The sequence below is a fragment of the Pseudomonas sp. genome, from assembly GCF_030150285.1.
Lineage (GTDB): Bacteria > Pseudomonadota > Gammaproteobacteria > Pseudomonadales > Pseudomonadaceae > Aquipseudomonas.
Map to the genome: position 1 here is coordinate 1 of NZ_JASLGE010000014.1, position 23,150 is coordinate 23,150.

At 57.1% G+C, this 23,150-nt stretch carries 23 protein-coding genes and 1 pseudogene; 7 read left to right on the forward strand and 17 right to left on the reverse strand.

Features of this window, described 5'->3' with window-relative positions:
- Positions 1–211: 211 nt before the first annotated feature.
- Positions 212–1,168 (reverse strand): thioredoxin-disulfide reductase, encoded by a 957-nt coding sequence (trxB, locus tag Q1W15_RS01840; protein WP_300719885.1) that lies wholly within the window; start codon positions 1,166–1,168, stop codon positions 212–214.
- A gap of 311 nt (positions 1,169–1,479) precedes the next feature.
- Between trxB and cysZ the strand changes: the two genes are divergently transcribed.
- Positions 1,480–2,238: a sulfate transporter CysZ gene (gene cysZ, locus Q1W15_RS01845; RefSeq protein ID WP_300719886.1), complete on the forward strand. Its 759-nt coding sequence runs from the start codon at positions 1,480–1,482 to the stop codon at positions 2,236–2,238.
- Between the two features lie 41 nt (positions 2,239–2,279).
- A complete protein-coding gene (locus Q1W15_RS01850) occupies positions 2,280–3,494 on the forward strand; it encodes a glycosyltransferase family 1 protein (protein WP_300719887.1) in 1,215 nt (404 codons plus the stop codon).
- On the opposite strand, the gene Q1W15_RS01855 is transcribed toward Q1W15_RS01850, so the two are convergent.
- Together Q1W15_RS01855 and Q1W15_RS01860 are read right to left on the reverse strand one after the other, a co-directional pair.
- Complete coding sequence (locus tag Q1W15_RS01855; protein WP_300719888.1) at positions 3,491–3,973, reverse strand: glutathione peroxidase; 483 nt, start codon at positions 3,971–3,973, stop codon at positions 3,491–3,493. The genes Q1W15_RS01850 and Q1W15_RS01855 overlap by 4 nt on opposite strands.
- A gap of 124 nt (positions 3,974–4,097) precedes the next feature.
- Positions 4,098–4,583, reverse strand: coding sequence for a peptidylprolyl isomerase (locus Q1W15_RS01860; RefSeq protein ID WP_300719889.1), 486 nt, complete (start codon positions 4,581–4,583; stop codon positions 4,098–4,100).
- Between Q1W15_RS01860 and Q1W15_RS01865 the strand changes: the two are divergent.
- The 3 genes and pseudogenes from Q1W15_RS01865 (at position 4,582) to Q1W15_RS01875 (ending at position 7,954) form a co-directional block, all read left to right on the forward strand.
- A pseudogene (locus tag Q1W15_RS01865) lies at positions 4,582–4,889 on the forward strand (DUF3565 domain-containing protein). The gene Q1W15_RS01860 and the pseudogene Q1W15_RS01865 overlap by 2 nt on opposite strands.
- A gap of 59 nt (positions 4,890–4,948) precedes the next feature.
- On the forward strand, positions 4,949–7,048 hold the full coding sequence (gene pta / locus Q1W15_RS01870) for a phosphate acetyltransferase (RefSeq protein ID WP_300719891.1): 2,100 nt from the start codon (positions 4,949–4,951) through the stop codon (positions 7,046–7,048).
- Positions 7,049–7,954: an acyltransferase gene (locus Q1W15_RS01875; RefSeq protein WP_300719892.1), complete on the forward strand. Its 906-nt coding sequence runs from the start codon at positions 7,049–7,051 to the stop codon at positions 7,952–7,954.
- A gap of 113 nt (positions 7,955–8,067) precedes the next feature.
- Here Q1W15_RS01875 and cysN read toward each other — a convergent pair whose 3' ends face one another.
- The 4 genes from cysN to Q1W15_RS01895 form a co-directional block, all read right to left on the reverse strand.
- Positions 8,068–9,966, reverse strand: a complete 1,899-nt coding sequence (gene cysN, locus Q1W15_RS01880; protein ID WP_300719893.1) for a sulfate adenylyltransferase subunit CysN — start codon at positions 9,964–9,966, stop codon at positions 8,068–8,070.
- Positions 9,967–10,019: 53 nt separating this feature from the next.
- Positions 10,020–10,361 (reverse strand): four helix bundle protein, encoded by a 342-nt coding sequence (locus Q1W15_RS01885; RefSeq protein ID WP_300719894.1) that lies wholly within the window; start codon positions 10,359–10,361, stop codon positions 10,020–10,022.
- Positions 10,362–10,465: 104 nt separating this feature from the next.
- Positions 10,466–11,383 carry a sulfate adenylyltransferase subunit CysD gene (cysD, locus tag Q1W15_RS01890; protein WP_048368327.1) on the reverse strand — a complete coding sequence of 306 codons (918 nt, stop codon included), beginning with the start codon at positions 11,381–11,383 and terminating at the stop codon, positions 10,466–10,468.
- A gap of 459 nt (positions 11,384–11,842) precedes the next feature.
- Positions 11,843–12,601, reverse strand: coding sequence for a Nif3-like dinuclear metal center hexameric protein (locus Q1W15_RS01895; RefSeq protein WP_300719895.1), 759 nt, complete (start codon positions 12,599–12,601; stop codon positions 11,843–11,845).
- A gap of 101 nt (positions 12,602–12,702) precedes the next feature.
- Between Q1W15_RS01895 and algW the strand changes: the two genes are divergently transcribed.
- Entirely contained in the window at positions 12,703–13,860 is a 1,158-nt protein-coding gene (algW, locus tag Q1W15_RS01900; protein ID WP_300719896.1) for a Do family serine endopeptidase AlgW, read from the forward strand.
- Between the two features lie 503 nt (positions 13,861–14,363).
- Entirely contained in the window at positions 14,364–14,765 is a 402-nt protein-coding gene (locus Q1W15_RS01905) for a hypothetical protein (protein WP_300719897.1), read from the forward strand.
- A 95-nt stretch (positions 14,766–14,860) separates the two neighbouring features.
- On the opposite strand, the gene hisC is transcribed toward Q1W15_RS01905, so the two are convergent.
- The 10 genes from hisC to Q1W15_RS01955 form a co-directional block, all read right to left on the reverse strand.
- Positions 14,861–15,913 (reverse strand): histidinol-phosphate transaminase, encoded by a 1,053-nt coding sequence (gene hisC / locus Q1W15_RS01910; RefSeq protein ID WP_300719898.1) that lies wholly within the window; start codon positions 15,911–15,913, stop codon positions 14,861–14,863.
- A 2-nt stretch (positions 15,914–15,915) separates the two neighbouring features.
- A complete protein-coding gene (gene hisD / locus Q1W15_RS01915; RefSeq protein ID WP_300719899.1) occupies positions 15,916–17,244 on the reverse strand; it encodes a histidinol dehydrogenase in 1,329 nt (442 codons plus the stop codon).
- A 162-nt stretch (positions 17,245–17,406) separates the two neighbouring features.
- Entirely contained in the window at positions 17,407–18,042 is a 636-nt protein-coding gene (gene hisG, locus Q1W15_RS01920; RefSeq protein WP_300719900.1) for an ATP phosphoribosyltransferase, read from the reverse strand.
- A 181-nt stretch (positions 18,043–18,223) separates the two neighbouring features.
- Positions 18,224–19,489, reverse strand: a complete 1,266-nt coding sequence (murA, locus tag Q1W15_RS01925) for a UDP-N-acetylglucosamine 1-carboxyvinyltransferase (RefSeq protein WP_300719901.1) — start codon at positions 19,487–19,489, stop codon at positions 18,224–18,226.
- 31 nt (positions 19,490–19,520) lie between these two features.
- A complete protein-coding gene (locus Q1W15_RS01930; protein ID WP_300719902.1) occupies positions 19,521–19,760 on the reverse strand; it encodes a BolA family protein in 240 nt (79 codons plus the stop codon).
- A gap of 114 nt (positions 19,761–19,874) precedes the next feature.
- On the reverse strand, positions 19,875–20,180 hold the full coding sequence (locus Q1W15_RS01935) for an STAS domain-containing protein (RefSeq protein ID WP_300719903.1): 306 nt from the start codon (positions 20,178–20,180) through the stop codon (positions 19,875–19,877).
- Entirely contained in the window at positions 20,177–20,827 is a 651-nt protein-coding gene (locus tag Q1W15_RS01940) for a phospholipid-binding protein MlaC (protein ID WP_300719904.1), read from the reverse strand. The genes Q1W15_RS01935 and Q1W15_RS01940 overlap by 4 nt, the downstream gene beginning before the upstream one ends.
- Before the next feature lie 11 nt (positions 20,828–20,838).
- Positions 20,839–21,306: an outer membrane lipid asymmetry maintenance protein MlaD gene (gene mlaD / locus Q1W15_RS01945; protein ID WP_300719905.1), complete on the reverse strand. Its 468-nt coding sequence runs from the start codon at positions 21,304–21,306 to the stop codon at positions 20,839–20,841.
- A complete protein-coding gene (gene mlaE / locus Q1W15_RS01950) occupies positions 21,306–22,103 on the reverse strand; it encodes a lipid asymmetry maintenance ABC transporter permease subunit MlaE (protein WP_300719906.1) in 798 nt (265 codons plus the stop codon). The genes mlaD and mlaE overlap by 1 nt, the downstream gene beginning before the upstream one ends.
- Positions 22,103–22,912, reverse strand: a complete 810-nt coding sequence (locus tag Q1W15_RS01955) for an ATP-binding cassette domain-containing protein (protein WP_300719907.1) — start codon at positions 22,910–22,912, stop codon at positions 22,103–22,105. Before Q1W15_RS01955 ends, mlaE begins: the two co-directional genes overlap by 1 nt.
- Positions 22,913–23,150: the final 238 nt, after the last annotated feature.

Genomic DNA, 23,150 nt, shown 5'->3' on the forward strand with positions numbered 1-23,150 from the left:
CCCAGAAAGCGATCAACTGTTTGACGTCTACTTCTGCCATCACTTTTTGCGAACTATCGACGTGAACAAGCCAGATTACGGTTCATAATGTGTCCACTATGTCCCCGCACATGTGTCAACCATGTGTCCGGTCTGTACAAAGATCAAAAGATCGCGAGCAAGCACAAAAAAACCGGCCGAAGCCGGTTTTTTTGTGGGGCGGTGATCAGAACTAGGCGTTCTGCAGACCGTCCAGGTAGCGTTCGGTATCGAGCGCTGCCATGCAACCGGCACCTGCCGAGGTGATGGCCTGACGATAAACGTGATCGGCCACGTCGCCCGCCGCAAACACGCCTTCGATACTGGTCGCCGTCGCATTGCCTTCACGGCCGCCCTGCACAACCATGTAGCCGTCCTTGAGTTCCAGCTGGCCTTCAAACAACGAGGTGTTCGGCGTGTGGCCGATGGCGATAAACACGCCGTCGACTTTCAGCTCGTCAAAGCTGCCGTCATTGTTTTTCAAACGCGCACCGGTCACGCCCATGTTGTCACCCAGCACTTCGTCCAGGGTGGCGTTGAGCTTGAGGATAATCTTGCCTTCAGCCACACGGGCATGCAGCTTGTCGATCAGGATCTTCTCGGCGCGGAAAGTCTCACGACGGTGTACCAAGGTCACGGTGCTGGCGATGTTGGCCAGGTACAGCGCTTCCTCAACGGCGGTATTACCGCCACCCACGACGGCAACCGGCTTGTTGCGGTAGAAAAACCCGTCACAGGTCGCGCAAGCAGAAACACCTTTGCCCATGAACGCTTCTTCAGACGGCAGGCCCAGGTAACGCGCGCTGGCACCCGTGGCAATGATCAGCGCGTCACACGTGAAAGTGCCGCTGTCGCCCTTCAGCGTAAATGGCCGATTTTTCAGATCCACTTCGTTGATGTGGTCGAAAATGATTTCTGTCTCGAAACGCTCGGCGTGTTCACGCATCCGTTCCATCAGGACCGGGCCGGTCAGGCCATGAACATCACCGGGCCAGTTGTCGACTTCGGTGGTGGTGGTCAATTGACCACCCGCCTGCATGCCCGTAATCAGCAGTGGTTTGAGGTTGGCGCGGGCCGCGTAGACAGCGGCGCTGTAACCGGCAGGGCCGGAGCCCAGAATAATCACTCGCGAATGACGTACTTCAGACATGACTCACTCCTATGACCGCCCGCATTGACACCGGGTCGGAACGCCGATGACCGGCGGGAATAAAAAGAAATCGCCTATCTGCTCAGGCAAGGCCTGTTATTGGCAGATAATGAAAAATGTAGGTGTAGCGTATCGAGGTGCCAGAGAGTAAGGAAATACGCAATAACAATCCAGCTCATAGCGGGTCTCTATACAGTCAAAGGCGTCGCTTGATGTCTTTGTTACAGTAATTGTCGATCTTGTGACAGGGCTTTCGCCCTGCGGCCAAAGCCGTTAAGGTCGGCCGGTTTTTCCACTGCTCGGAGCACCCTATGCCCGCCCCCGTTCTCTCTGGCCCACAGTACCTGCGTGAAGGCCTGACGCTCGTCCTCAGCCCTGGCCTGCGCTTATTTGTGCTGCTGCCGCTGCTCATCAATCTGGTGCTGTTCGTCGGGCTGATTTACTTCGCTGGGCATCAGTTCAGCGTCTGGGTTGATACCTTGATGCCTTCACTGCCCTCATGGCTCAGCTTTCTTGATTATCTGTTGTGGCCTTTGTTTGTGGTACTGGTGGCATTGATGGTGTTTTTCACCTTCACCCTGCTAGCCAACATCATTGCGGCTCCGTTCAACGGTTTTCTGTCAGAGAAAGTCGAAGCCGTGGTGCGCGGCGTCGACAATTCGCCACCCTTCAGTTGGGCTGAACTGATCGCGATGGTGCCACGGACCCTGGCGCGGGAAATGCGCAAACTGGGCTATTTCCTGCCTCGCGCCATTGCCTTGCTGATCCTGTCATTTATTCCGGTGGTCAACCTGGTTGCCGCGCCGCTGTGGCTGATTTTCGGGATCTGGATGATGGCCATTCAATACATCGACTACCCGGCGGACAACCACAAACTGGGCTGGAACGAAATGCTCGCCTGGCTGCGCGAAAAACGCTGGCAGAGCCTGAGCTTCGGCGGGATTGTTTACCTGGTGTTGTTGATTCCAGTGGTCAACATTCTGATGATGCCCGCTGCCGTTGCCGCTGCCACCGTGTTTTGGGTACGTGAACGAGGTGACACCGCGCTGGCGACTGCCAACCGTCGCTAACCGGCTTCATCAATCCATCATCAACATGACATGTGGTCGTCATGGGTGCAGCGGATACTGCCACCATGACGACAGCCCTGCATATCTCCCTGATCACTGAAACTTTCCCACCAGAAATCAATGGCGTGGCCAATACCCTGAGCCAATTGTTTGAGGGGTTGCGCGCGCGCAATCACCGTGTGGAACTGGTACGCCCGCGCCAGGCAGCCGATGGCAATCAGCGCAGTAGCGCTGAACTGATGCTGTGCCGAGGCTGGCCATTACCAGGGTACCCGGGCATGCAGTGGGGGGTAGCGTCGACCTTGCGCCTCAAAAAACGTTGGCAGCAGCAGCGCCCGGACGTGGTGTATATCGCCACGGAGGGGCCGTTGGGGTTGTGTGCACTTCGCGTTGCCCGGCGCTTGGGTATTGCGGTGGTCAGTGGTTTTCATACCAATTTCCAGCAGTACTTCAACCATTACGGTCACGAAATGCTCACCCGCGCACTGACTCACTATTTGCGCTGGTTCCACAATCGCTCGACCTTGACACTGGTTCCCAGCACCAGCCAGCGCCTGGAGCTGACACGACGCCATTTCGAACGCCTGGAACTGCTGCCCCGTGGCGTCGACTGTCAGTTGTTCCATCCCGCTAAACATCAACGTGCACTGCGACAGAGTTGGGGCCTCAGAGAGCAGGATGTTGCACTGCTGCATGTGGGCCGTCTGGCACCCGAGAAAAACCTGGGCGCGCTCAAGCGTTGCCTGGAAGCGCTGCAAGCTCGCTACCCGGCACGGCGTTTCAAGTTGATCATCGTTGGCGATGGCCCCAAGCGGGCCAGCCTGGAAGCCTCGTTGCCCGAAGCGATTTTTTGTGGCGTGCAATCAGGAGAAGCACTGGCCAGCCACTACGCCAGCGCCGATGTATTTTTGTTTCCAAGCCTGTCAGAAACCTTCGGCAATGTGGTGCTTGAAGCGCTGGCCGCAGGTTTAGGTGTTGTCGCGTATGACGAAGCAGCAGCAGGCCAGCACCTTCGCCATGGCTATAACGGCATGCTGGCCATGCCCGGCGATGAACATGCCTGGATCCAGGCCGCTTGCTGGCTGCTGGAAGCCCCCGAAACCCTGCGCACGATCCGCCTCAATGCCCGTCATCATGCCAGCCGCCAGCGCTGGTCGGACATTATCGAGCAGTTCGAAGGCCAGTTACGGCGGGCTTGCCGGAGAGAGGCTGACACGGTTGACGCGCCAGCCCACATCGCGGCAAAAAAGCATTAAGCCAGCGCTTTTTCAATGGCCTGGATCACTGTCGCATCGTCAGGAGCGGTGCGCGGTGAAAAACGCGCCAATACCCGGCCATCCTTGCCCACCAGAAACTTCTCAAAATTCCAGGTGATATCGCCTGGAAACTCAGCCCCCTCGCCCGCCAGCAGGCGGTACAGCTGATGACGGTCTGGGTCATTGACATCAAGCTTACAGGTCAACGCGAAGGTCACACCGTAGTTGAGGCTGCAAAACGCCTGGATGTCTTGCTCAGTGCCCGGCTCTTGCCCGGCAAATTGATTGCATGGCACACCCAACACGCTGAAACCCTGATCCTTGTAGTGTTGGTACAGGTTTTCGAGGGCAGCGTACTGGGGCGTCAGGCCACACTTGGAGGCGACGTTTACCACCAGTACTACTTTACCGTTGAGGGGTGCCAGTGGCAGTTCAGCGCCGTTGAGCGCTACAAGGGTAAGGTCGTGAAAGGCACTCATGACAAACTCCAAAATTCCCGGGGCGGCGTTTGAACCATCGTTCAAGTTAATCGCCAACAATGAAAAAGGCGCCTGCTAAGGCGCCTTTCCTGGCTAGCTCACGAGAGGAGCGTAGCAGCACTTATCAGTGCTGATGACCGCCTTCACCGTGGACGTGACCGTGAGCGACTTCTTCTTCGCTGGCATCACGTACCGCTACAACTTTAACCTTGAAGTTCAGGCGCTGGCCGGCCAACGGATGGTTGCCGTCAACGGTGACGTCGTCGCCGTCCAGATCACGGATAGTCACGATCTGCATTTGGCCATCCGGTGCGGAAGCGTGGAACTGCATGCCCACTTCCAGTTTGTCCACGCCTTCAAACATGCTGCTGCTCAGGGTGCTGACCAGTTCGGCAGAGTACTCGCCGTAAGCGTCTTCCGGCTCTACAGTCACTTCCAGTTCATCACCGACAGCCTTGCCTTCCAGTGCCTTTTCCAGACCCGGAATAATGTTGCCTGCGCCTTGCAGGTACACCAGCGGCGCGCCGCCGGCAGAACTGTCGATGACCTCACCAGCGTCGTTGGTCAGGGTATAGTCAATGGAGACAGCCTTTTTGGCGGCGATCGTCATGGGGCAAGACCTTTTGCAAATAGTAAAGAGTTGACCAGTTTAACCAAGCAATCGCCCGAAAGCGAACACAACCAAGACCAACGGATAACTTTGAAAACATCAACGATCATTGGCTGGTGCCAAGACGATGACGCGCACTGGGTCGCCATACTCTCCTGCGGGCATACCCAGCACCTTCGCCATCAACCGCCGTGGCAATCACGGCCGTGGGTGCTGGACCCACAGCAGCGCGCCAAAAAAATAGGCGAGCCCTTTGCCTGTGGCTGGTGTGCTCAAGGCGCAGATAGCGCTAATCTTGGCAATTGATTCAGGCACTGGCCCCGTTCATCGGGCCCGCCCTTGCTCTGCCACGTCAGGAAGCTCGCATGCAAACTTTCTTTATCGCCCCCACTGACTTTGGTGTGGGCCTGACTTCTATTAGCCTCGGCCTGGTGCGTACCCTGGAGCGCGCGGGCTTGAAAGTCGGCTTTTTCAAACCGATTGCCCAGCCGCATCCGGGTGACACCGGGCCTGAACGCTCCACTGAACTGATCGCCCGCACTCACGGGCTAAAGCCCCCGACGCCACTGGGCCTGGCCCATGTGGAACGCATGCTCGGTGATGGCCAACTGGATGAATTGCTCGAAGAAATCATCCGCCTGTATCAAGCCGCCGCCGTGGGCAAGGACGTGCTGATTGTCGAGGGCATGGTACCGACGCGCACCGCCAGCTATGCAGCCCGCGTCAACCTGCACCTGGCCAAAAGCCTGGATGCCGAAGTGATTCTGGTGTCGGCCCCGGAAAACGAAGTGCTGACCGAGCTCTCTGGCCGGGTTGAATTGCAGGCGCAGCTGTTTGGCGGCCCCAAAGACCCGAAAGTGCTGGGCGTGATCCTGAACAAGGTACGCACCGACGAAAGCATGGATGCCTTTTCGGCGCGCCTGAAGGAACACTCGCCGCTGCTGCGCAGTGGCGACTTCAAATTGCTCGGCTGCATTCCCTATCAACCCGAACTCAACGCTCCGCGTACCCGCGATGTGGCCGACCTGCTGGGTGCCCAGGTACTGAACGCCGGTGATTACGAAACCCGGCGCATGTCCAAGATCATCCTGTGCGCGCGCACTGTGCTCAACACCTTGCAACTGCTCAAGCCCGGAGTTTTGGTGGTCACTCCCGGTGATCGCGATGACATCATTCTGGCGGTCAGCCTGGCCGCAATGAACGGCGTGCCCCTGGCCGGGCTACTGCTGACCAGCGACACGCAGCCCGATCCGCGCCTGATGGAACTGTGCCGCGGTGCCCTGCAAGCCGGGTTGCCGGTGCTGTCGGTGAGCACGGGGTCTTATGACACCGCCAACCGCCTCAATGGGCTGAACAAGGAAATCCCGATTGATGACCGCGAGCGTGCGGAAATCATCACCGATTTTGTCGCCAGCCACCTTGATGCCCGCTGGCTGCACCAGCGCTGCGGTACTCCGCGCGAAATGCGCCTGACGCCAGCCGTGTTCCGCTATCAGCTCATCCAGCGCGCCCAACAGGCCAACAAACGCATCGTCTTGCCCGAAGGCAGCGAGCCGTTGACCGTGCAAGCCGCGGCCATCTGCCAGGCACGCGGCATTGCCCGTTGCGTGCTTCTGGCCAAACCTGCCGACGTTCAGGCCGTGGCCAAGGCCCACGGCTTTGAGCTGCCCGAAGGCTTGGAGATTCTCGACCCGGACCTGATTCGTGACCGTTACGTAGAACCCATGGTGGCGCTGCGTAAAACCAAAAGCATCAACGCACCGATGGCCGAACAGCAACTGGAAGACCCGGTCGTGATCGGCACCATGATGCTGGCGCTCGATGAAGTCGATGGTCTGGTGTCCGGCGTCATTCACTCCACCGCCAACACCATCCGCCCGGCTTTGCAGCTGATTAAAACCGCACCGGGCTGCACCCTGGTGTCATCGGTGTTCTTTATGCTGTTCCCCGAGCAAGTGCTGGTGTATGGCGACTGCGTGATGAACCCGCACCCGTCGGCCGCCGAACTGGCCGAAATCGCCCTGCAAAGCGCTGACTCTGCGGCGGCGTTCGGCATCACCCCGCGCGTGGCGATGATCAGTTACTCCAGCGGCGACTCCAACAGTGGCGAAGAGGTCGAGAAGGTTCGCGAAGCGACGCTGCTGGCCCACGAATCACAGCACGCCTTGCTGATTGACGGCCCGTTGCAATACGACACGGCGGCCAACGAAGTGATCGCCCGGCAACTGGCACCCAACAGTCAGGTAGCCGGTCGCGCCACCGTGTTTGTGTTCCCCGACCTGAATACCGGCAACACCACCCACAAAGCCGTACAGCGCAGTGCTGACTGCGTCAGCCTGGGCCCAATGCTGCAAGGCCTGCGCAAGCCGGTGAATGACCTGCCCCGTGGCGCGCAAGTCGACGACATCGTGTACACCATCGCCCTGACGGCGATCCAAGCCGCCAACCGACCTATGGATGTGTAAATGATGGGTTTCCTGCCTGCACCGTTACGCGGTGTCATTGCATCACTGCTTTTGGCCATCAACACCCTCGTGTGCTGCACACCGCTGTTTGTGGTCGCCATTTTTAAACTGTGCTTGCCGTTCCCGGCAACACAGCGGGTGACCGACGAATTGATGCGCCGCATTCACGAAGCCTGGGTCGGCAACAACAAGCGCTGGATGGATTTACTGCGCAAGACCCGCTGGCACATCAAAGGCCTCGAAGGGCTGGACTACCAACACTCGTACCTGGTGACCAGCAACCACCAGAGCTGGGTCGATATCATGGTGTTGCAGTACGTACTAAACAAACGCATCCGCCCGTTGAAATTCTTCCTCAAACAGGAACTGATCTGGGTGCCGGTGATCGGCCTGGCATGGTGGGCGCTGGGGTTCCCGTTCATGAAACGCTACTCCAAGGCCTACCTGGCCAAGCACCCGGAAAAGAAAGGTGCCGACCTGGCCACTACGCGTAAAACCTGCGCCAAGTTTAAAAACCAGCCCGTGGGCATTTTCAACTTCGTCGAAGGCACCCGTTTCACCGAAGCCAAACATGCGCAACAGAACTCGCCGTTTCGCTACCTGCTCAAACCCAAAGCCGGCGGCATCGCCTTTGTACTCGACGCCATGGGCGAACAGTTAAAGTCCATCGTCAACGTAACCATTCATTACCCTGGTGGACGTCCAGGGTATTGGGACTTGCTGTGCGGCAACGTGCGGGACGTGGTGGTGGTGTTTGAAGAGCTGGAAATTCCAGCGGAGTTTATCGGCAAAAACTACGACCAGGATGGCGAGTACAAACTCGCGTTCCAGAGCTGGATCAACCAGCTGTGGGAAGACAAGGACCGGTTGTTGGGCGAACTGCATCGGCAATACCCCAAGGCCTGATGCACCGCAGCCTCTGTAGAAGCGAGCTTGCTCGCGATCTTGTAAAAACCAGGATCAAAAGATCGCGAGCAAGCTCGCTCCTACACAGGTCTAAAAGCGTATCGCGGCCCCTATCAAATCGCGCCGCGTTGACGCAACAGGTCCAACACCCGCTTGACGCCGTCTTCGATGGTCAGCGCTTGGGTGTCGACCACAAGGTCGGCATTCAACGGCACGTCATACGGGAAGGATTCGCCCGGGATGTTGTCGCCACCTGCCGCGTACAGGCCTTGCGGATCACGCTCGGCACACACGGCTGGCGAGGCCTGGACATACACGGTGATCAGGCGGTCGCTACCAATCAGCGCCTTGGCCTGTTCACGGCCTTCCGCATCCGGGGCCACGAAGGCGGCCAGTGTCAGCAGCCCCGCTTCGTTGAACTGACGCGCAACATGAGCCGCACGACGCCAGTTTTCGGTACGCCCGGCCCGGTCCTGCGCCAACCCTTTGTTGAGGTCATGGCGCAGGTTCTGGCCGTCCAGCACAAACACCGCGCGGCCCATGTCGAACAGCTTGCGTTCAACCGCGTAGGCCAGGGTGCTTTTGCCGGCACCCGACAACCCGCTGAACAACACCGTGGCCGGTTGTTGGCCAAAACGCTGGGCACGCTCTTCGGTCGTTACGTGTGCCAATTTACCGTGGTGAGTCGCGCTGCCGTGCGCCACCGGCTGGGCCACGATCATGCCGGCTCCGACGGTGCCGTTGGTCAAACGGTCGATGATGATGAACGAGCCGGTGGTGCGGTTGCTGTCATAACCGTCCAGCGCGATCGGTGCGTCGAGGCTGATCTTGACCTTGCCGATTTCGTTCAGTTGCAAGGCGCTGGCGGGGCCTTCCTCCAAGGTGTTCACATCGACTTTGTTGACGATGCTGGCAATGGAAGCCGGCACATAGCTGGTTGCACGCTTGATGTCGTACTTCTTGCCCGGCAGCATCGGTTCTTCCGCCATCCACACCAACATGGCTTCAAAACTGTCGGTCACCGGCGGCACATTGTCGGCATGCACCAACAAGTCGCCACGGGAGATGTCGATCTCGTCCTCCATCGTCAGTGTTACCGCCTGACCAGGGCCCGCATGTTCCAACTCACCCTCAAAGGTGACGATGGATTTGACGCGGCTGCTTTTGCCCGACGGCAACACGACGATTTCATCGCCCTTGTGCACAATGCCGCTGGCCAGGGTGCCGGCAAACCCGCGAAAGTTCAGGTTAGGACGGTTCACGTACTGCACCGGGAAGCGCAGGTCGGTGAGGTTACGGTCCGCCGCCACTTCAACGGTTTCCAGAATTTCCATCAGCGATTGGCCGGTGTACCACGGCGAACGTTCACTCTTGTTCACCACGTTGTCGCCTTTAAGGGCAGACATCGGCACGAAATGCAGGCTGGTCGGCTTCATCTTCAAGCCTTCAGCAAACTTCAGGTAGTCGGCCTTGATCGACTCGAACACGCCTTCATCAAACCCTTTGAGGTCCATCTTGTTGATGGCCACGACGATGTGTTTGATGCCCAGCAACGAGGCGATAAAGCTGTGGCGACGGGTCTGGGTCTGCACGCCGTAACGGGCATCCACCAGAATGATCGCCAGGTCACAGGTAGACGCACCGGTGGCCATGTTGCGGGTGTACTGCTCGTGGCCTGGGGTATCGGCAATGATGAACTTGCGCTTGGCCGTGGAAAAGTAGCGGTACGCCACGTCAATGGTAATGCCCTGCTCGCGCTCGGCTTGCAGGCCATCCACCAGCAGCGCCAGGTCGATATCATCGCCGGTGGTGCCGCTTTTTTTCGAATCGCGGGTAATGGCTTCCAGATGATCTTCGTAAATCATCTTGGAGTCGTGCAGCAGGCGCCCGATCAGGGTGCTCTTACCGTCATCAACGTTGCCGCAGGTCAGGAAGCGCAACATTTCCTTGCGCTCATGCTGGCCCAGGTAGGCGAGGATGTCCTCGCTGATCAAATCAGATACGTGGCTCATTGTGTTCAAGCTCCGAGCGGTAAGCTTCAAGCGGCAAGCTTGTCGGCGTACTGCTAGTCAGAAATTTTGTTGATCAGGCCGCAGAGCATTTTTGACAGCTCGCGGGTTTCTGCAATCCAGTTTTCAGCCAGCGGGCGGGCGATGTAAGCAATGTCACTGCCGATGAGAATCTGTGTCCGTAATTCCCCACAAGAAGCCTTAGCAATCCAAAGAAAACGTACTTTTTCCTTGGCACTGCAACGCTCCATGCCCTCAGCAATATTAGAGGGCACCGAAAGTGCCGAGCGAGTGATCTGGCCCTTGAAACCAAGATCCTTACATCCGGCAAACTCTCGATAGATTCCCACGGCCAAACACTTGCTTCTCTGCCAAACAACCCACTTCTCGAAGTCCATTACGAGTCACTCGATAGCGGCCCGCAACAACCGGCTGCAAGCACCAATCTGCAAAATTACGCATACCGCCTTTAACTTGCAGCTTGCCGCTTGTAACTCGAAGCTTAAAAGTACCCCTGCCGTTTTTTATCTTCCATCGAGCCGGCACCATCGTGATCGATGACCCGGCCCTGGCGCTCGGAAGTACGCGTCAGGAGCATTTCCTGGATGATGTCGGTCAGGGTTTCAGCCTCGGACTCTACCGCGCCGGTCAGCGGGTAGCAGCCGAGCGTACGGAAACGGACCTTTTTCTTGACGATGCGTGCCTTGTCTTCGTCAGACAGGTGCTCAAGGATGCGATCGTCGTCGATCATGATCAAGGTGCCGTTCTTCTCGATGACTTCCCGCTCAGCGGCGAAGTACAGCGGCACAATCGGAATGCCTTCGAGGTAGATGTACTGCCAGATGTCGAGTTCGGTCCAGTTGGACAACGGGAACACGCGAATCGACTCGCCCTTGTTGACGTTGCCGTTATAGACATTCCACAACTCGGGGCGCTGGTTCTTCGGGTCCCAGCGGTGCTTGCTGTCACGGAACGAGTACACGCGTTCTTTGGCACGGGATTTCTCTTCGTCGCGACGAGCGCCGCCGAAGGCCGCATCAAAACCGTGCTTGTCGAGCGCCTGCTTCAGGCCCTCGGTTTTCATGATGTCCGTGTGCTTGGCGCTGCCGTGGGTGAAAGGGTTGATCCCTTGCGCCACGCCGTCCGGGTTGACGTGCGTGATCAAATCCAGGCCCAGCTCGGCAACCATCTTGTCGCGAAAGCTGTACATCTCCTGGAATTTCCACTGAGTGTCGACATGCATCACAGGAAACGGCAGCTTGCCCGGGAAAAACGCCTTGCGTGCGAGGTGCAACATCACGGCGGAATCTTTACCGATCGAGTACAGCATCACCGGGTTATCGAACTCGGCGGCCACCTCGCGGATGATGTGGATGCTTTCCGCCTCCAGCTGTTTCAGGTGCGTCAGTTTGTCGACCATGGCTACTCACGAAAGCTATCTTATGAACGGCCTACGGGCCGTGTTCGAGGGTCGAATGCTAGCACAGCGTTCTCTTCTATTGAGGACGCCAAATAGACCTAAACGATCTAAGAATAGAACGCCAAGTTTGCCTCCTGCTGGAGGGCCGCCCCGTCGTCGACACCGCGCTGTCGTTCAGCAATCCTATCCATTGCTGCGATCACGGCCACATAAGGTTCCGGCTTTACGCCGTGGGCCCGCCGCGATCGGCCAGCGTGGTTTAAGGGGGCCCTCAGATCAAAAGATCACGAGCAAGCTCGTTCCTACAAACGCTGCTGCCATCCATAGGAACTTGCTCGCGATCTGTTGATCTTTAAAAGCCGTGCCTCACGGTGGCTCGGCATACCCTCACACAGGCTTTGCTCCGTGGGCCGCCGCGATTAGGATCGCGAGCAAGCTCGTTCCAGCAAGGGGCTGCCGTTAAATCGGGTTGGGGCAGTCGATAAACAGGTGTTCAAGGGCAAAACGCCGTGCCAGATAATCGCCCAGCGCCTGCACACCGTAGCGTTCAGTGGCGTGATGGCCTGCGGCAATAAAGCTGATGTCATTTTCACGGGCGCTATGGAACGTCTGCTCTGAAGCTTCGCCGCTTAAAAACAGGTCTACGCCGGCTAGGACGGCCTGATCGATATACCCTTGGCCGCCGCCCGTGCACCAGCCGACGCGACGAATCATGTCGCTGCCTTCAATCAGCAACGGCTCACGCCCCAAAGCGTCTTGTACCCGCCGAGCAAAATCACGCGCGGTCACCGCTTCGGCCAATGACCCGACCAGCCCCACCACTTTGCTGTTTTGCGGATCCAGGGGGCCTTCGACGATGATGTCCAGTTGCCGTGCCAACTGCACGTTATTACCCACCTCCGGGTGCAGATCCAACGGCAAGTGGTAAGCCAATAAACTGATGTCATGCTTGAGCAGCGTTTTCAGGCGGCGCTGTTTCATACCGGTCACACAAGGGTCTTCGCCCTTCCAGAAATAACCGTGATGCACCAGCACCAAATCGGCCCCGGCCTCGACCGCCGCATCCAGCAATGCCTGGCTGGCCGTGACGCCACTGACAATTCTTAGCACTTGCGGTCGGCCTTCGACTTGCAGGCCGTTGGGGCAGTAATCGCTGATGGCAGCGCTGTTGAGGTAACGATTTGCTTCTTCTACCAGCGTGCTCAGGGCCACAGCCATAAAAGACTCCTAAATATAGCGTTCGGGACCGGCCGGCCCTCGTATAATGCTCGCCATTATGGGCCGTCGAGTTGGCTCTGCAACCTTCAGGACTGAGTTCAATGTTTAAGGCGCTGCGTTTTTTTGGCTGGCCACTGCTGGTTGGCGTACTTATCGCTTTGCTGATTATTCAACGCTATCCAGAGTGGGTTGGCCTGCCGACGCTGGACGTTAATCTGCAACAAGCCCCGCGCACCAGTTATGCGCAACAAGGCCCTGTGACCTATGCCGACGCCGTGACCCGCGCCGCCCCGGCAGTCGCCAACCTGTACACCACCAAAGTGGTGAACAAAAACGCCAGCCCGCTGTTTGAAGACCCGCAGTTCCGACGCTTTTTCGGCAACAACGCGCCCAAACAAAAGCGTATGGAATCGAGCCTCGGCTCGGGCGTGATCATGAGCCCGGAAGGCTATTTGCTGACCAACAACCACGTAGTGGCGGGTGCTGACCAGATTGTCGTTGCGCTCAAGGACGGTCGCGAAACCCTGGCCCGGATGATCGGCAGCGACCCTGAAACTGACCTAGCCGTGCTCAAGATTGACCTGAAAAACCTGCCCTCGATCACCATTGGTCGCTCTGACGCCTTGCGCATCGGTGACATCGCGCTGGCCATTGGCAACCCGTTTGGCGTGGGTCAAACCACCACCATGGGCATCATCAGCGCCACCGGGCGTAACCAGTTGGGCTTGAACAACTACGAAGACTTTATCCAGACCGATGCCGCAATCAACCCTGGCAACTCGGGCGGCGCACTGGTGGATGCCAACGGCAACCTGACCGGCATTAACACTGCAATCTTCTCCGAGTCGGGTGGCTCGCAAGGTATCGGCTTTGCGATCCCGATCAACCTGGCCATGGAAGTCATGAAGTCGATTATTGAGCACGGCCAGGTGATCCGTGGCTGGCTGGGGATTGAGGTTCAGTCATTGACGCCGGACTTGGCCGAGTCGTTTGGCATGAATGGACGCCCGGGGATTGTCGTCGCGGGGATCTTCCGTGATGGCCCGGCGCAAAAAGCCGGTATGCAACTGGGTGATGTGATCCTGAGCATTGACGGCGAACCGGCTAACGATGGTCGTCGTTCGATGAACCAGGTGGCCCGCATCAAGCCTTCAGACAAGGTGGCGATTCTGGTCTTGCGCAATGGCAAAGAGCTCAAGCTCACCGCCGAAGTGGGCCTGCGGCCACAGCAAGAACAGCCGGCACATTCCGAGAAATAAACACAACCCTGTAGGTTGCCACCTCGTCTTCGCCGCGCTGTCGCGCAGCGTACAGACCACCGAATATCTTCAGCATCCCCAATCGGTTCCCTCTCCTTCGGGAGAGGCGTGATTGTTTGTTCATATCCATTGCTGCGGCTCCGGCCACTTAGATCAAGATCAAAAGATCGCGAGCACGCTCGCTCCTAAAGGGCCTTTAGAATCAATAACTTATTTTATGTTTGAAAAGAGCTGCCGCAGGCTGCGATCTTTTGACCATTAGTTAGATACCTGACAAGCCTTAATCAGGACGGTGTTCTGCTTAGGCGTGCCAATGCACAGATAGACACACCATACTCAATCCAAACAAGTAACACCTATAACCAATCATTATAAACAACTAAATAAACATTCAATAAACATAGCCAGAAACTGTCATTTATGACAGGTGACTATCTCGTTGTAGAGCCTCACTATTATCTGACCGTTCAACTGTACAGCTCTTAATGATTGAGGCATCTCGAATGAACACATCCAAACGTGCCAACGCCAAAAATAAGTTTAAGTCTGCAGGCACTATCACCGCTACGCTACCCGACGGAACTGCCTTTTCCGGAACTCTTGAGGCTTACCAATATGCCAATCGGTCCCGCATAGGATTCTTCGTCGCGCAATCTGGCGACCACCGAATTGTGGTTGAGCTTCCCAAACAAGAGTTTGACGTAGAAATAAAACACACTTACATACCGGAGGCATCATTCATTAGTTGGCTTTACATAAACAAGGGCGATTACGAGCCAGCCGCAGAAGGAACATTGACATTAACGATAGATCAAAATGGTAATGCCAATGGGAATTTCACATTTACAGGCGATGGCCCGAACATTAAAGACGGAACTTTCTCCATCACATACTCAGCCAATTAACTGAGTGCACACACAACATAAAAACCCCCACCCTGTGCTTTAGCACAATAGAACGGGACACTTGTTCTATCTCAACAAAACAAGTGCCCCGTCTATTACAAACTCGACAAGCCTTCAATCAGCGCCGCGTTCTGCTCTGTCGTGCCGATGGTGATGCGCAGGAACTGGGCAATGCGCAACTGCTTGAAGTGACGCACGATCACACCCTGTTCACGCAACTTGGCCGCCAGCGCGCTGGCATCATGCTCCGGGTGACGGGCGAAGATGAAGTTCGCCGCCGAAGGCAATACGTCAAAGCCCAGTGCCTGCAACTGCCCCACCACCTTTTCACGGCTGTCGATCACCGCATTGCATGTGCGCTCAAAGTACTCACGGTCTTCAAACGCCGCAGCCGCGCCAGCAATCGCGATACGGTCCAGTGGATAGGAGTTGAAGCTGTTTTTAATCCGCTCCAATGCCTCGATCAGATCAGGATGGCCCACCGCCAACCCTACCCGCAAGCCGGCCAGCGAGCGCGATTTGGACAAGGTTTGGGTCACTAACAGGTTCGGGTAGCGGCCTACAAGGCTGATGGCCGTTTCGCCACCGAAGTCGATATACGCTTCGTCCACTACAACCACTGAATCCGGGCTGGCCTTGAGCATCTGTTCAATGGCGTCCAGCGCCAGCAAGCAACCCGTCGGTGCGTTGGGGTTAGGGAAAATAATGCCGCCATTGGGTCTGGCGTAATCCGCCGGCTGGATCTGGAACTGCGCATCCAGCGGTACCGCCTCGAACTCAATGCCATACAGGCCGCAGTAGACCGGGTAGAAGCTGTAGCTGATGTCCGGGAACAGCAGCGGTTTGTCGTGCTGCAACAAACCATTGAAGATATGCGCCAGCACTTCATCAGACCCGTTGCCGAGAAACACCTGATTTGCCTGCACACCGTAGTACTCGGCCACCGCCTGCTTGAGTACGTCGCTGTTTGGGTCCGGGTACAGACGCAGGTTGTCGTTCACTTCTGCCTGCATCGCGGCCAGCGCTTTGGGCGAAGGCCCGTAAGGGTTTTCGTTGGTGTTGAGTTTGACCAGCCTGGTCAGTTTTGGCTGCTCGCCCGGCACGTAGGGCACCAGTTCTTTAACGAACGAACTCCAGAATTTACTCATGCTTATTGCCCCTGTTCGGTGTCGGCGATGATCCGGTATTCAGCACTGCGAGCGTGGCCGGTCAGTGACTCACCACGGGCCAGGATAGACGCGGTTTTGCCCAGCTCGGACGCACCTTGCTCTGAGCAGAAGATGATCGAGGAGCGCTTCTGGAAGTCATACACGCCCAGCGGTGAAGAGAAACGCGCCGTCCCGGACGTAGGCAATACGTGGTTTGGACCGGCGCAATAGTCGCCCAAAGCCTCAGACGTGTGACGCCCCATAAAAATCGCACCCGCGTGACGGATCTGCGGCAACCAGGCTTGCGGGTCAGCAACCGACAACTCCAGGTGCTCTGGCGCAATACGGTTAGCCACATCAATAGCCTGCTGCATGTCATTCACCAGAATCAGCGCACCGCGGCCGTTGATCGAGGTGTTGATGATGTCGGCGCGCTCCATGGTCGGCAGCAGTTTGGCAATGCTGGCGGCAACCTTGTCGAGAAACTCGGCATCGGGGCTGACCAGAATGGCTTGAGCATCTTCGTCGTGCTCGGCCTGGGAAAAGAGGTCCATGGCGATCCAGTCCGGGTCGGTCTGACCGTCACACACCACCAGAATTTCCGAAGGCCCGGCGATCATGTCGATCCCCACTTGACCAAATACGTGGCGCTTGGCGGTGGCCACGTAAATATTGCCCGGCCCTACCACCTTATCGACACGGGGCACACTTTCAGTGCCGTAAGCCAGTGCAGCGACAGCTTGCGCACCGCCGATGGTGAACACCCGGTCAACACCGGCAATGCAGGCAGCCGCCAGTACCAGCTCATTGATTTCACCGCGCGGTGTCGGAACCACCATCACCACCTCAGTGACACCCGCCACTTTGGCAGGGATGGCGTTCATCAACACCGAAGACGGGTAAGACGCTTTACCACCAGGCACGTACAGCCCGGCACGATCCAGCGGCGTGACCTTTTGGCCCAGCACCGTGCCGTCAGCTTCGGTGTAGCTCCAGGAATCCTGTTTCTGTTTTTCGTGGTAGATACGCACACGTTGCGCGGCTTTTTCCAGCGCTTCGCGCTGAGGGGCAGAGATGCGAGTCAGTGCCAGTTCAAGGCGTTCGCGCGGCAGGATCAAGTCCGCCATCGAGCCGACGGTCAGCCCGTCAAAGCGCTGGGTGAACTCGACCAGCGCCGCATCGCCACGCTCTCGAACCGCCTTGATAATGTCCAGTACGCGCTGATTGACCGAGTCGTCAGACACACTTTCCCAGCTCAGCAGATGATCCAGGTGCTGCGCGAAATCCGGGTCAGCAGCGTTGAGTCGGCGAATTGCAGAGGGAGCGGTCATAGCGAGGGCCTCGGTAATGGGCGTTTGCTTGGAATAAGATGTTGCAGGTATCAGGCACGGCAAGACTACCAAGCCATCCGCGTGGGTACCTGAAATTTCTGGCTATTACACGGATGGATGGGCGCGACGTAAAGATGCTGGATCCAGGGTCGCGCAGGTAAGTCAGCCGCGGTGTCGCGATTCCACTGCTTTGCGCAGGGTATCAATCAGGACTTGGATACGGGCGTGCTGCATTTTCATCGAAGCCTTGTTAACCACCAGACGGGAGCTGATGGCGGCAATGAAGTCCTGAGGTTCCAGGCCATTGGCACGCAAGGTGTTGCCGGTGTCGACCACGTCAATGATCTTGTCGGCCAGCCCTATCAGCGGGGCCAGCTCCATCGAACCATACAGTTTGATGATGTCGACCTGACGGCCTTGCTCGGCGTAGTAGCGCTTGGCAATGTTGACGAACTTGGTAGCGACCCGCAGTCGGCCTTTGGGCTCAACAGCACCCACAGCGCCGGCCGTCATCAGCTTGCACTGGGCAATCCGAAGGTCGAGCGGTTCGTACAGGCCCTGGCCACCGTATTCCATCAACACATCCTTGCCGGCCACACCGAGGTCGGCGGCACCATGCTCAACGTACGTAGGTACGTCAGTGGCGCGCACGATCAGCAGGCGTACGTCGGGCTGGGAGGTCGGAATAATCAGCTTGCGGCTCTTGTCCGGATTCTCGGTCGGCACAATGCCCGCTTCAGCCAGAAGCGGCAGGGTGTCGTCAAGGATTCGGCCCTTGGACAGTGCAATGGTCAACATGGGAAACGTAAGTCCTTATCAGGGTACTTATGCCCGCACGCAATGGGCGCCGGACATGCATCGAGCCTGATATCAGGCTCGACTTGAACGATTCGAGGCCAGGTAAGGTACCGTTTGCAAACGCTTACGTCACCTGGCGGCTGGACACAATCGGTGTGCCCATGATGCCAAACACCAAAAACTAGCCCGGAACGCGGCGGATTTTGGCACCCAGCATTTGCAGTTTTTCTTCAATGCACTCGTAGCCACGGTCTATGTGGTAGATACGATCGATCAAAGTGTCACCTTCGGCCACCAGCGCCGAGATCACCAGGCTGGCCGACGCGCGCAGATCAGTGGCCATGACTGGCGCGCCTTTCAGCGTTTCGGTACCGGTCACGATGGCAGTGTTGCCTTCAACCTGAATCTTGGCACCCATGCGGTGCAGCTCGTACACGTGCATGAAACGGTTTTCGAAAATGGTCTCGATCACGGCACCGGTGCCTTCGGCAATGGCGTTGAGCGAGATGAACTGGGCCTGCATGTCCGTCGGGAAGGCAGGGTATGGAGCCGTGCGCACGTTTACCGCTTTCGGGCGCTTGCCGTGCATGTTCAGCTCGATCCAGTCTTCACCGGTCGTGATCTGGGCACCAGCTTCTTTAAGCTTCTCCAGCACAGCTTCAAGGATGGTCGGATCCGTGTCTTTGACCTTCACACGGCCGCCCGTGACCGCTGCAGCCACCAGGTAAGTACCGGTTTCAATACGGTCCGGCATGACGCGATAGGTCGCGGAGTGCAGGCGCTCAACCCCATCAATGGTGATGGTGTCAGTGCCAGCACCGCTGACCTTGGCACCCATCGCATTCAGGAAGTTGGCCAGGTCGACGACTTCAGGCTCGCGCGCAGCGTTTTGCAGCACGCTGCGCCCTTTGGCGAGTGCCGCCGCCATCATGATGTTTTCAGTGCCGGTCACGCTGACGGTATCGAAGAAGAAGTTGGCACCGCGCAAGCCGCCCTCGGGCGCTTTGGCCTTGATATAGCCACCCTCGACGTCGATAACCGCACCCATGGCTTCAAGACCACGGATGTGCAAATCAACAGGGCGCGAACCGATGGCACAGCCACCCGGCAAGGCAACTTCAGCCTCACCAAAGCGGGCAACCATTGGGCCCAATACCAGAATCGACGCACGCATGGTTTTCACCAATTCATACGGAGCGATCAGGGTTTTGATGGTGCGCGGGTCAATTTCAACCGACAGTTTCTCATCGATCACCGGCTCAATGCCCATGCGACCGAACAACTCGATCATCGTGGTGATGTCATGCAGGTGCGGCAAGTTGGCTACCGTTACCGGGCCATCGCACAGCAGGGTTGCCGCCAGAATCGGCAGGGCAGAGTTCTTCGCCCCGGAAATACGGATCTCGCCATCTAGACGAGCACCGCCAGTAATAATCAATTTATCCATAACAATCTCGACGCCAATGGGCTCAGGGGGCTCAGGTGCGCTCGGCCCAGGCCGCACGGCTGAAGAATTTCATAGTGACCGCATGAATGCTGCCATCAGCAATCCACGGGTTCAAATGGGCATAAATGCTTTGTTGACGTTTAACCGGGCTCAGTGCCACCAGTTCGTCACTAATCACGTTCAGTTGAAAGTTGCAGCCTTCGCCTTCAACTTCTACCTGGGTTCCAGGCAACTTTCCCTCAAGAAAGCTCTTAACTTCTACAGCCTGCATGCTCAACCTCAATCGGCGCCTGACGCGCACGGGTCGGCCATCATACAAAAAAGCCCCGCGCCTGCGAACCCCGGATAAGCGGACTCTGACGGAGGGCCTTTCTATAAGTGGCTATTAATGATGTGCCAGCAACTCGGTCAAACCCGAAACCTGAGCGATTTTACGCATGTCTTCGGGCAGGCCACGAATGCTCAACGGCTTGTTCAGGGCTTGCGCATCACGGATGTAACACAGCAACAGTGACAAGCCGACACTGCTGGACTTGGTGACCGCCGAGCAATCCACCACCAGGGCTTTGGCCAAGGCCTTTTTGATCAGGGCCTGGCCTTCCTTGCGCAAGCGAGGGCCGGTTTGATAGTCGAGCACGCCGCTGAGGCGCAACTCGCTTTCGCCTGCCAGAGTGATGGCGGTATCACTCATTGGCTCAACTTCTCATCGGTTTTTTCTTTGGCCTTGGCGACTTCGCCAGCCCAGCCATCGATGGTCTTGTCGAGGTTGTTGCCATTACGCTGCATCGCATCAGCGAACTGGTCACGGAACAACTTGCCAATGTTAATACCGTTGATGATCACGTTACGCACCTTCCACTCGCCTTTCACGTTGGTGAGTGTGTAGGAAACAGGATAAACCGCGCCATTGGCACCCTTGACGGTCATCGGTACCGAAACGTTATCGCCATTGGATTGTTGCTTGGCGTCGCCCACCGTGATGCCTTCGTTCTTGAACTCAAGCAAGGCATTGCCATAGAACTGAATCAGGCTGCGCTTGAAGTTCTCTTGAAAGCGCTGCATCTGAGCAGGCGTGGCATTGCGCGAATACTTGACGGTCATGATGCTGCGGGAAACGCCGTCAACGTCCACAACCGGCCCAACGATGTTGTTCAAAGCGTCGTAGAACTCGGTCGGGCTCGCTTTGTACTTTTCTTTGTTGGCGTCCAGATCAGCCAGCAGTCGAGTCGTGGTATCGGTCACGATGTCATGGGGAGACTGCCCCGGTGCAGCACTCGCCATCAGGGGCAAAGCAGCCGCCAACATGACCAGCAGGCCACGGCGCAAGAGAGAAATCATCTTAAGGCTCCTTATTTGGCTTCTTTGCTAACGGTATTCATCAGGAACTTCCCGATCAGGTCTTCAAGGACCAGCGATGATTGAGTGTCATGGATGGTGCCGCCATCCTTGAGCACGGCGTCATCCCCGCCCACGCTAATACCGATGTACTTCTCGCCCAACAGGCCAGCCGTGAGGATAGATGCGGTTGAGTCGGTTGGCAGATTATTCACGTCTTTTTCCACTTGCAGGGTAACGCGGGCCGTGAAGTTGTCACGGTCCAGATCAATCGCCGTCACCTTACCTATGGTTACGCCTGCCATTGTGACTTTGGCACGTACCGTGAGGCCGGCGATGTTGTCAAAGTAGGCATAGAGTTTGTACGTATCGGTGCTGGCCGTAGGTGACAGCCCACTGACTCGCAAGGCAAGCAACAACAACGCCAGGATGCCAGCCAGCAGGAACAGGCCGACACCGATTTCCATGGTGCGGTTTTGCATCAGAAATCTCCAAACATCAAGGCAGTCAAAATAAAGTCCATCCCGAGGACTGCCAATGAGGCATACACCACGGTCTTGGTAGTGGCACGGCTGATCCCCTCTGAAGTGGGCTCACAGTCATAGCCTTGAAACACTGCAATCCAGGTCACGACAAAAGCGAACACAATGCTTTTGATGATCCCGTTAACCACGTCGCCACTGAACGTCACGCTGTTCTGCATGTTGGACCAGTACGAGCCGTCATAGACGCCCAGCCAGTCCACCGCCACCCATGAGCCACCCCAGATACCGACCACACTGAAAATCATCGCCAGCAGTGGCAGGGAAATAAACCCGGCCCACAAGCGCGGCGCGATAATGTACTTGAGCGGGTCAACCCCGATCATTTCCAGGCTGGAGAGTTGCTCTGTCGATTTCATGTTGCCGATTTCAGCGGTCAACGCTGACCCCGCTCGCCCGGCAAACAACAACGCCGTGACCACAGGCCCCAGTTCACGCAGCAACGTAAGGGCAACCATTTGCCCAACTGCCTGCTCGGAACCATAGCTGGACAGAATACTGAACCCCTGCAACGCCAGAACCATGCCAATAAAGACACCTGACACCACAATGATCACCAGTGACATGACACCCACCGCGTGCAGTTGCTTGAGCAACAGCCCAAGCCCGCCGCCAATGCCGCCACGCCCCAGCAAGGCGTGAAACAGGAAGATGGTCGAGCGCCCCAGTACCGAGACGATATCGATCCCGGCACGGCCGAACAGCCCGACACGGTCGATTAACGAAAGCTTGCGCATCAGCGCTTCCCCAGAAGATCGGTTCGGTAGTCCGACGCCGGAAAGTGGAACGGAACCGGGCCATCCGGATCACCATTCATGAACTGACGAATGCGCGGGTTATCGGCATTCATCAACTCTTCAGGCGTTCCATGCCCCAAGACCTGAGCATCACCGACCACGTAAAGATAGTCGCAGATACTCGCTGTTTCGGCCAAATCGTGGGAGACCACAATACTGGTGATTCCCAGTGCATCATTCAGCAGGCGAATCAGGCGCACCAGTACGCCCATGGCAATAGGATCCTGCCCAACGAATGGTTCGTCGTACATCAGGATTTGCGGGTCCATCGCAATGGCTCGAGCCAGCGCCACACGGCGCTTCATGCCGCCAGACAACTCATCGGGCATCAGGTCAATTGCACCGCGCAGCCCCACCGCCTGTAGTTTAAGCAACACGATGTCGCGGATCATCTCTTCCGGTAACGCCGTGTGAACCCTGAGCGGAAAAGCGACGTTCTCAAACACGTCCAGATCGGAAAACAGCGCGCCGCTCTGAAACAGTACGCCCATGTGTTTGCGAGCATCGAACAGATCACTGCGCGACAGGCTGGGCAGGTTCTGACCATTGACCCACACCTCACCGCTATTGGGACGCAATTGCATTCCCATCAAGCGCAAAAGAGTGGTTTTACCGCAGCCGGACGGGCCCATGATGCCCGTGACTTTGCCCCGCGGGATCAGAATATCGACATTATTGAAGATGCTGCGCGTACCGCGCTTGAAGGACACTCCCTTCAGCTCGACCGCGTAGGCGTTATCGGCGCTCATCTAAACTCCTTGCGATGCAGCCTCTGCCTCTCACCCGGACCCCAAGCTTCAATTGTCGGAAGCACGTTTCCTGAGTGGGCCGTAATTGGCGGCGAACTATAGCACTGCTGATACTGACCGCCCAAGGCCGAAGGAGTGCCCTTTCAGGTTGCCGACAGGGAAAATAAAGTCAATTTGCCAGTGTGTCTTGAAGTGCTTTGTTACATGAGATCACAAAGCACAACGATCAAGCGTGAGG

Excerpts from the sequence above, each read along its gene's own strand:
- trxB (WP_300719885.1), bottom strand. The coding sequence starts at position 1,168 with ATGTCTGAAGTACGTCATTCGCGAGTGATTATTCTGGGCTCCGGCCCT.
- cysZ (WP_300719886.1), top strand. The coding sequence starts at position 1,480 with ATGCCCGCCCCCGTTCTCTCTGGCCCACAGTACCTGCGTGAAGGCCTG.
- Q1W15_RS01850 (WP_300719887.1), top strand. The coding sequence starts at position 2,280 with ATGGGTGCAGCGGATACTGCCACCATGACGACAGCCCTGCATATCTCC.
- Q1W15_RS01855 (WP_300719888.1), bottom strand. The coding sequence starts at position 3,973 with ATGAGTGCCTTTCACGACCTTACCCTTGTAGCGCTCAACGGCGCTGAA.
- Q1W15_RS01860 (WP_300719889.1), bottom strand. The coding sequence starts at position 4,583 with ATGACGATCGCCGCCAAAAAGGCTGTCTCCATTGACTATACCCTGACC.
- pta (WP_300719891.1), top strand. The coding sequence starts at position 4,949 with ATGCAAACTTTCTTTATCGCCCCCACTGACTTTGGTGTGGGCCTGACT.
- Q1W15_RS01875 (WP_300719892.1), top strand. The coding sequence starts at position 7,049 with ATGATGGGTTTCCTGCCTGCACCGTTACGCGGTGTCATTGCATCACTG.
- cysN (WP_300719893.1), bottom strand. The coding sequence starts at position 9,966 with ATGAGCCACGTATCTGATTTGATCAGCGAGGACATCCTCGCCTACCTG.
- Q1W15_RS01885 (WP_300719894.1), bottom strand. The coding sequence starts at position 10,361 with ATGGACTTCGAGAAGTGGGTTGTTTGGCAGAGAAGCAAGTGTTTGGCC.
- cysD (WP_048368327.1), bottom strand. The coding sequence starts at position 11,383 with ATGGTCGACAAACTGACGCACCTGAAACAGCTGGAGGCGGAAAGCATC.
- Q1W15_RS01895 (WP_300719895.1), bottom strand. The coding sequence starts at position 12,601 with ATGGCTGTGGCCCTGAGCACGCTGGTAGAAGAAGCAAATCGTTACCTC.
- algW (WP_300719896.1), top strand. The coding sequence starts at position 12,703 with ATGTTTAAGGCGCTGCGTTTTTTTGGCTGGCCACTGCTGGTTGGCGTA.
- Q1W15_RS01905 (WP_300719897.1), top strand. The coding sequence starts at position 14,364 with ATGAACACATCCAAACGTGCCAACGCCAAAAATAAGTTTAAGTCTGCA.
- hisC (WP_300719898.1), bottom strand. The coding sequence starts at position 15,913 with ATGAGTAAATTCTGGAGTTCGTTCGTTAAAGAACTGGTGCCCTACGTG.
- hisD (WP_300719899.1), bottom strand. The coding sequence starts at position 17,244 with ATGACCGCTCCCTCTGCAATTCGCCGACTCAACGCTGCTGACCCGGAT.
- hisG (WP_300719900.1), bottom strand. The coding sequence starts at position 18,042 with ATGTTGACCATTGCACTGTCCAAGGGCCGAATCCTTGACGACACCCTG.
- murA (WP_300719901.1), bottom strand. The coding sequence starts at position 19,489 with ATGGATAAATTGATTATTACTGGCGGTGCTCGTCTAGATGGCGAGATC.
- Q1W15_RS01930 (WP_300719902.1), bottom strand. The coding sequence starts at position 19,760 with ATGCAGGCTGTAGAAGTTAAGAGCTTTCTTGAGGGAAAGTTGCCTGGA.
- Q1W15_RS01935 (WP_300719903.1), bottom strand. The coding sequence starts at position 20,180 with ATGAGTGATACCGCCATCACTCTGGCAGGCGAAAGCGAGTTGCGCCTC.
- Q1W15_RS01940 (WP_300719904.1), bottom strand. The coding sequence starts at position 20,827 with ATGATTTCTCTCTTGCGCCGTGGCCTGCTGGTCATGTTGGCGGCTGCT.
- mlaD (WP_300719905.1), bottom strand. The coding sequence starts at position 21,306 with ATGCAAAACCGCACCATGGAAATCGGTGTCGGCCTGTTCCTGCTGGCT.
- mlaE (WP_300719906.1), bottom strand. The coding sequence starts at position 22,103 with ATGCGCAAGCTTTCGTTAATCGACCGTGTCGGGCTGTTCGGCCGTGCC.
- Q1W15_RS01955 (WP_300719907.1), bottom strand. The coding sequence starts at position 22,912 with ATGAGCGCCGATAACGCCTACGCGGTCGAGCTGAAGGGAGTGTCCTTC.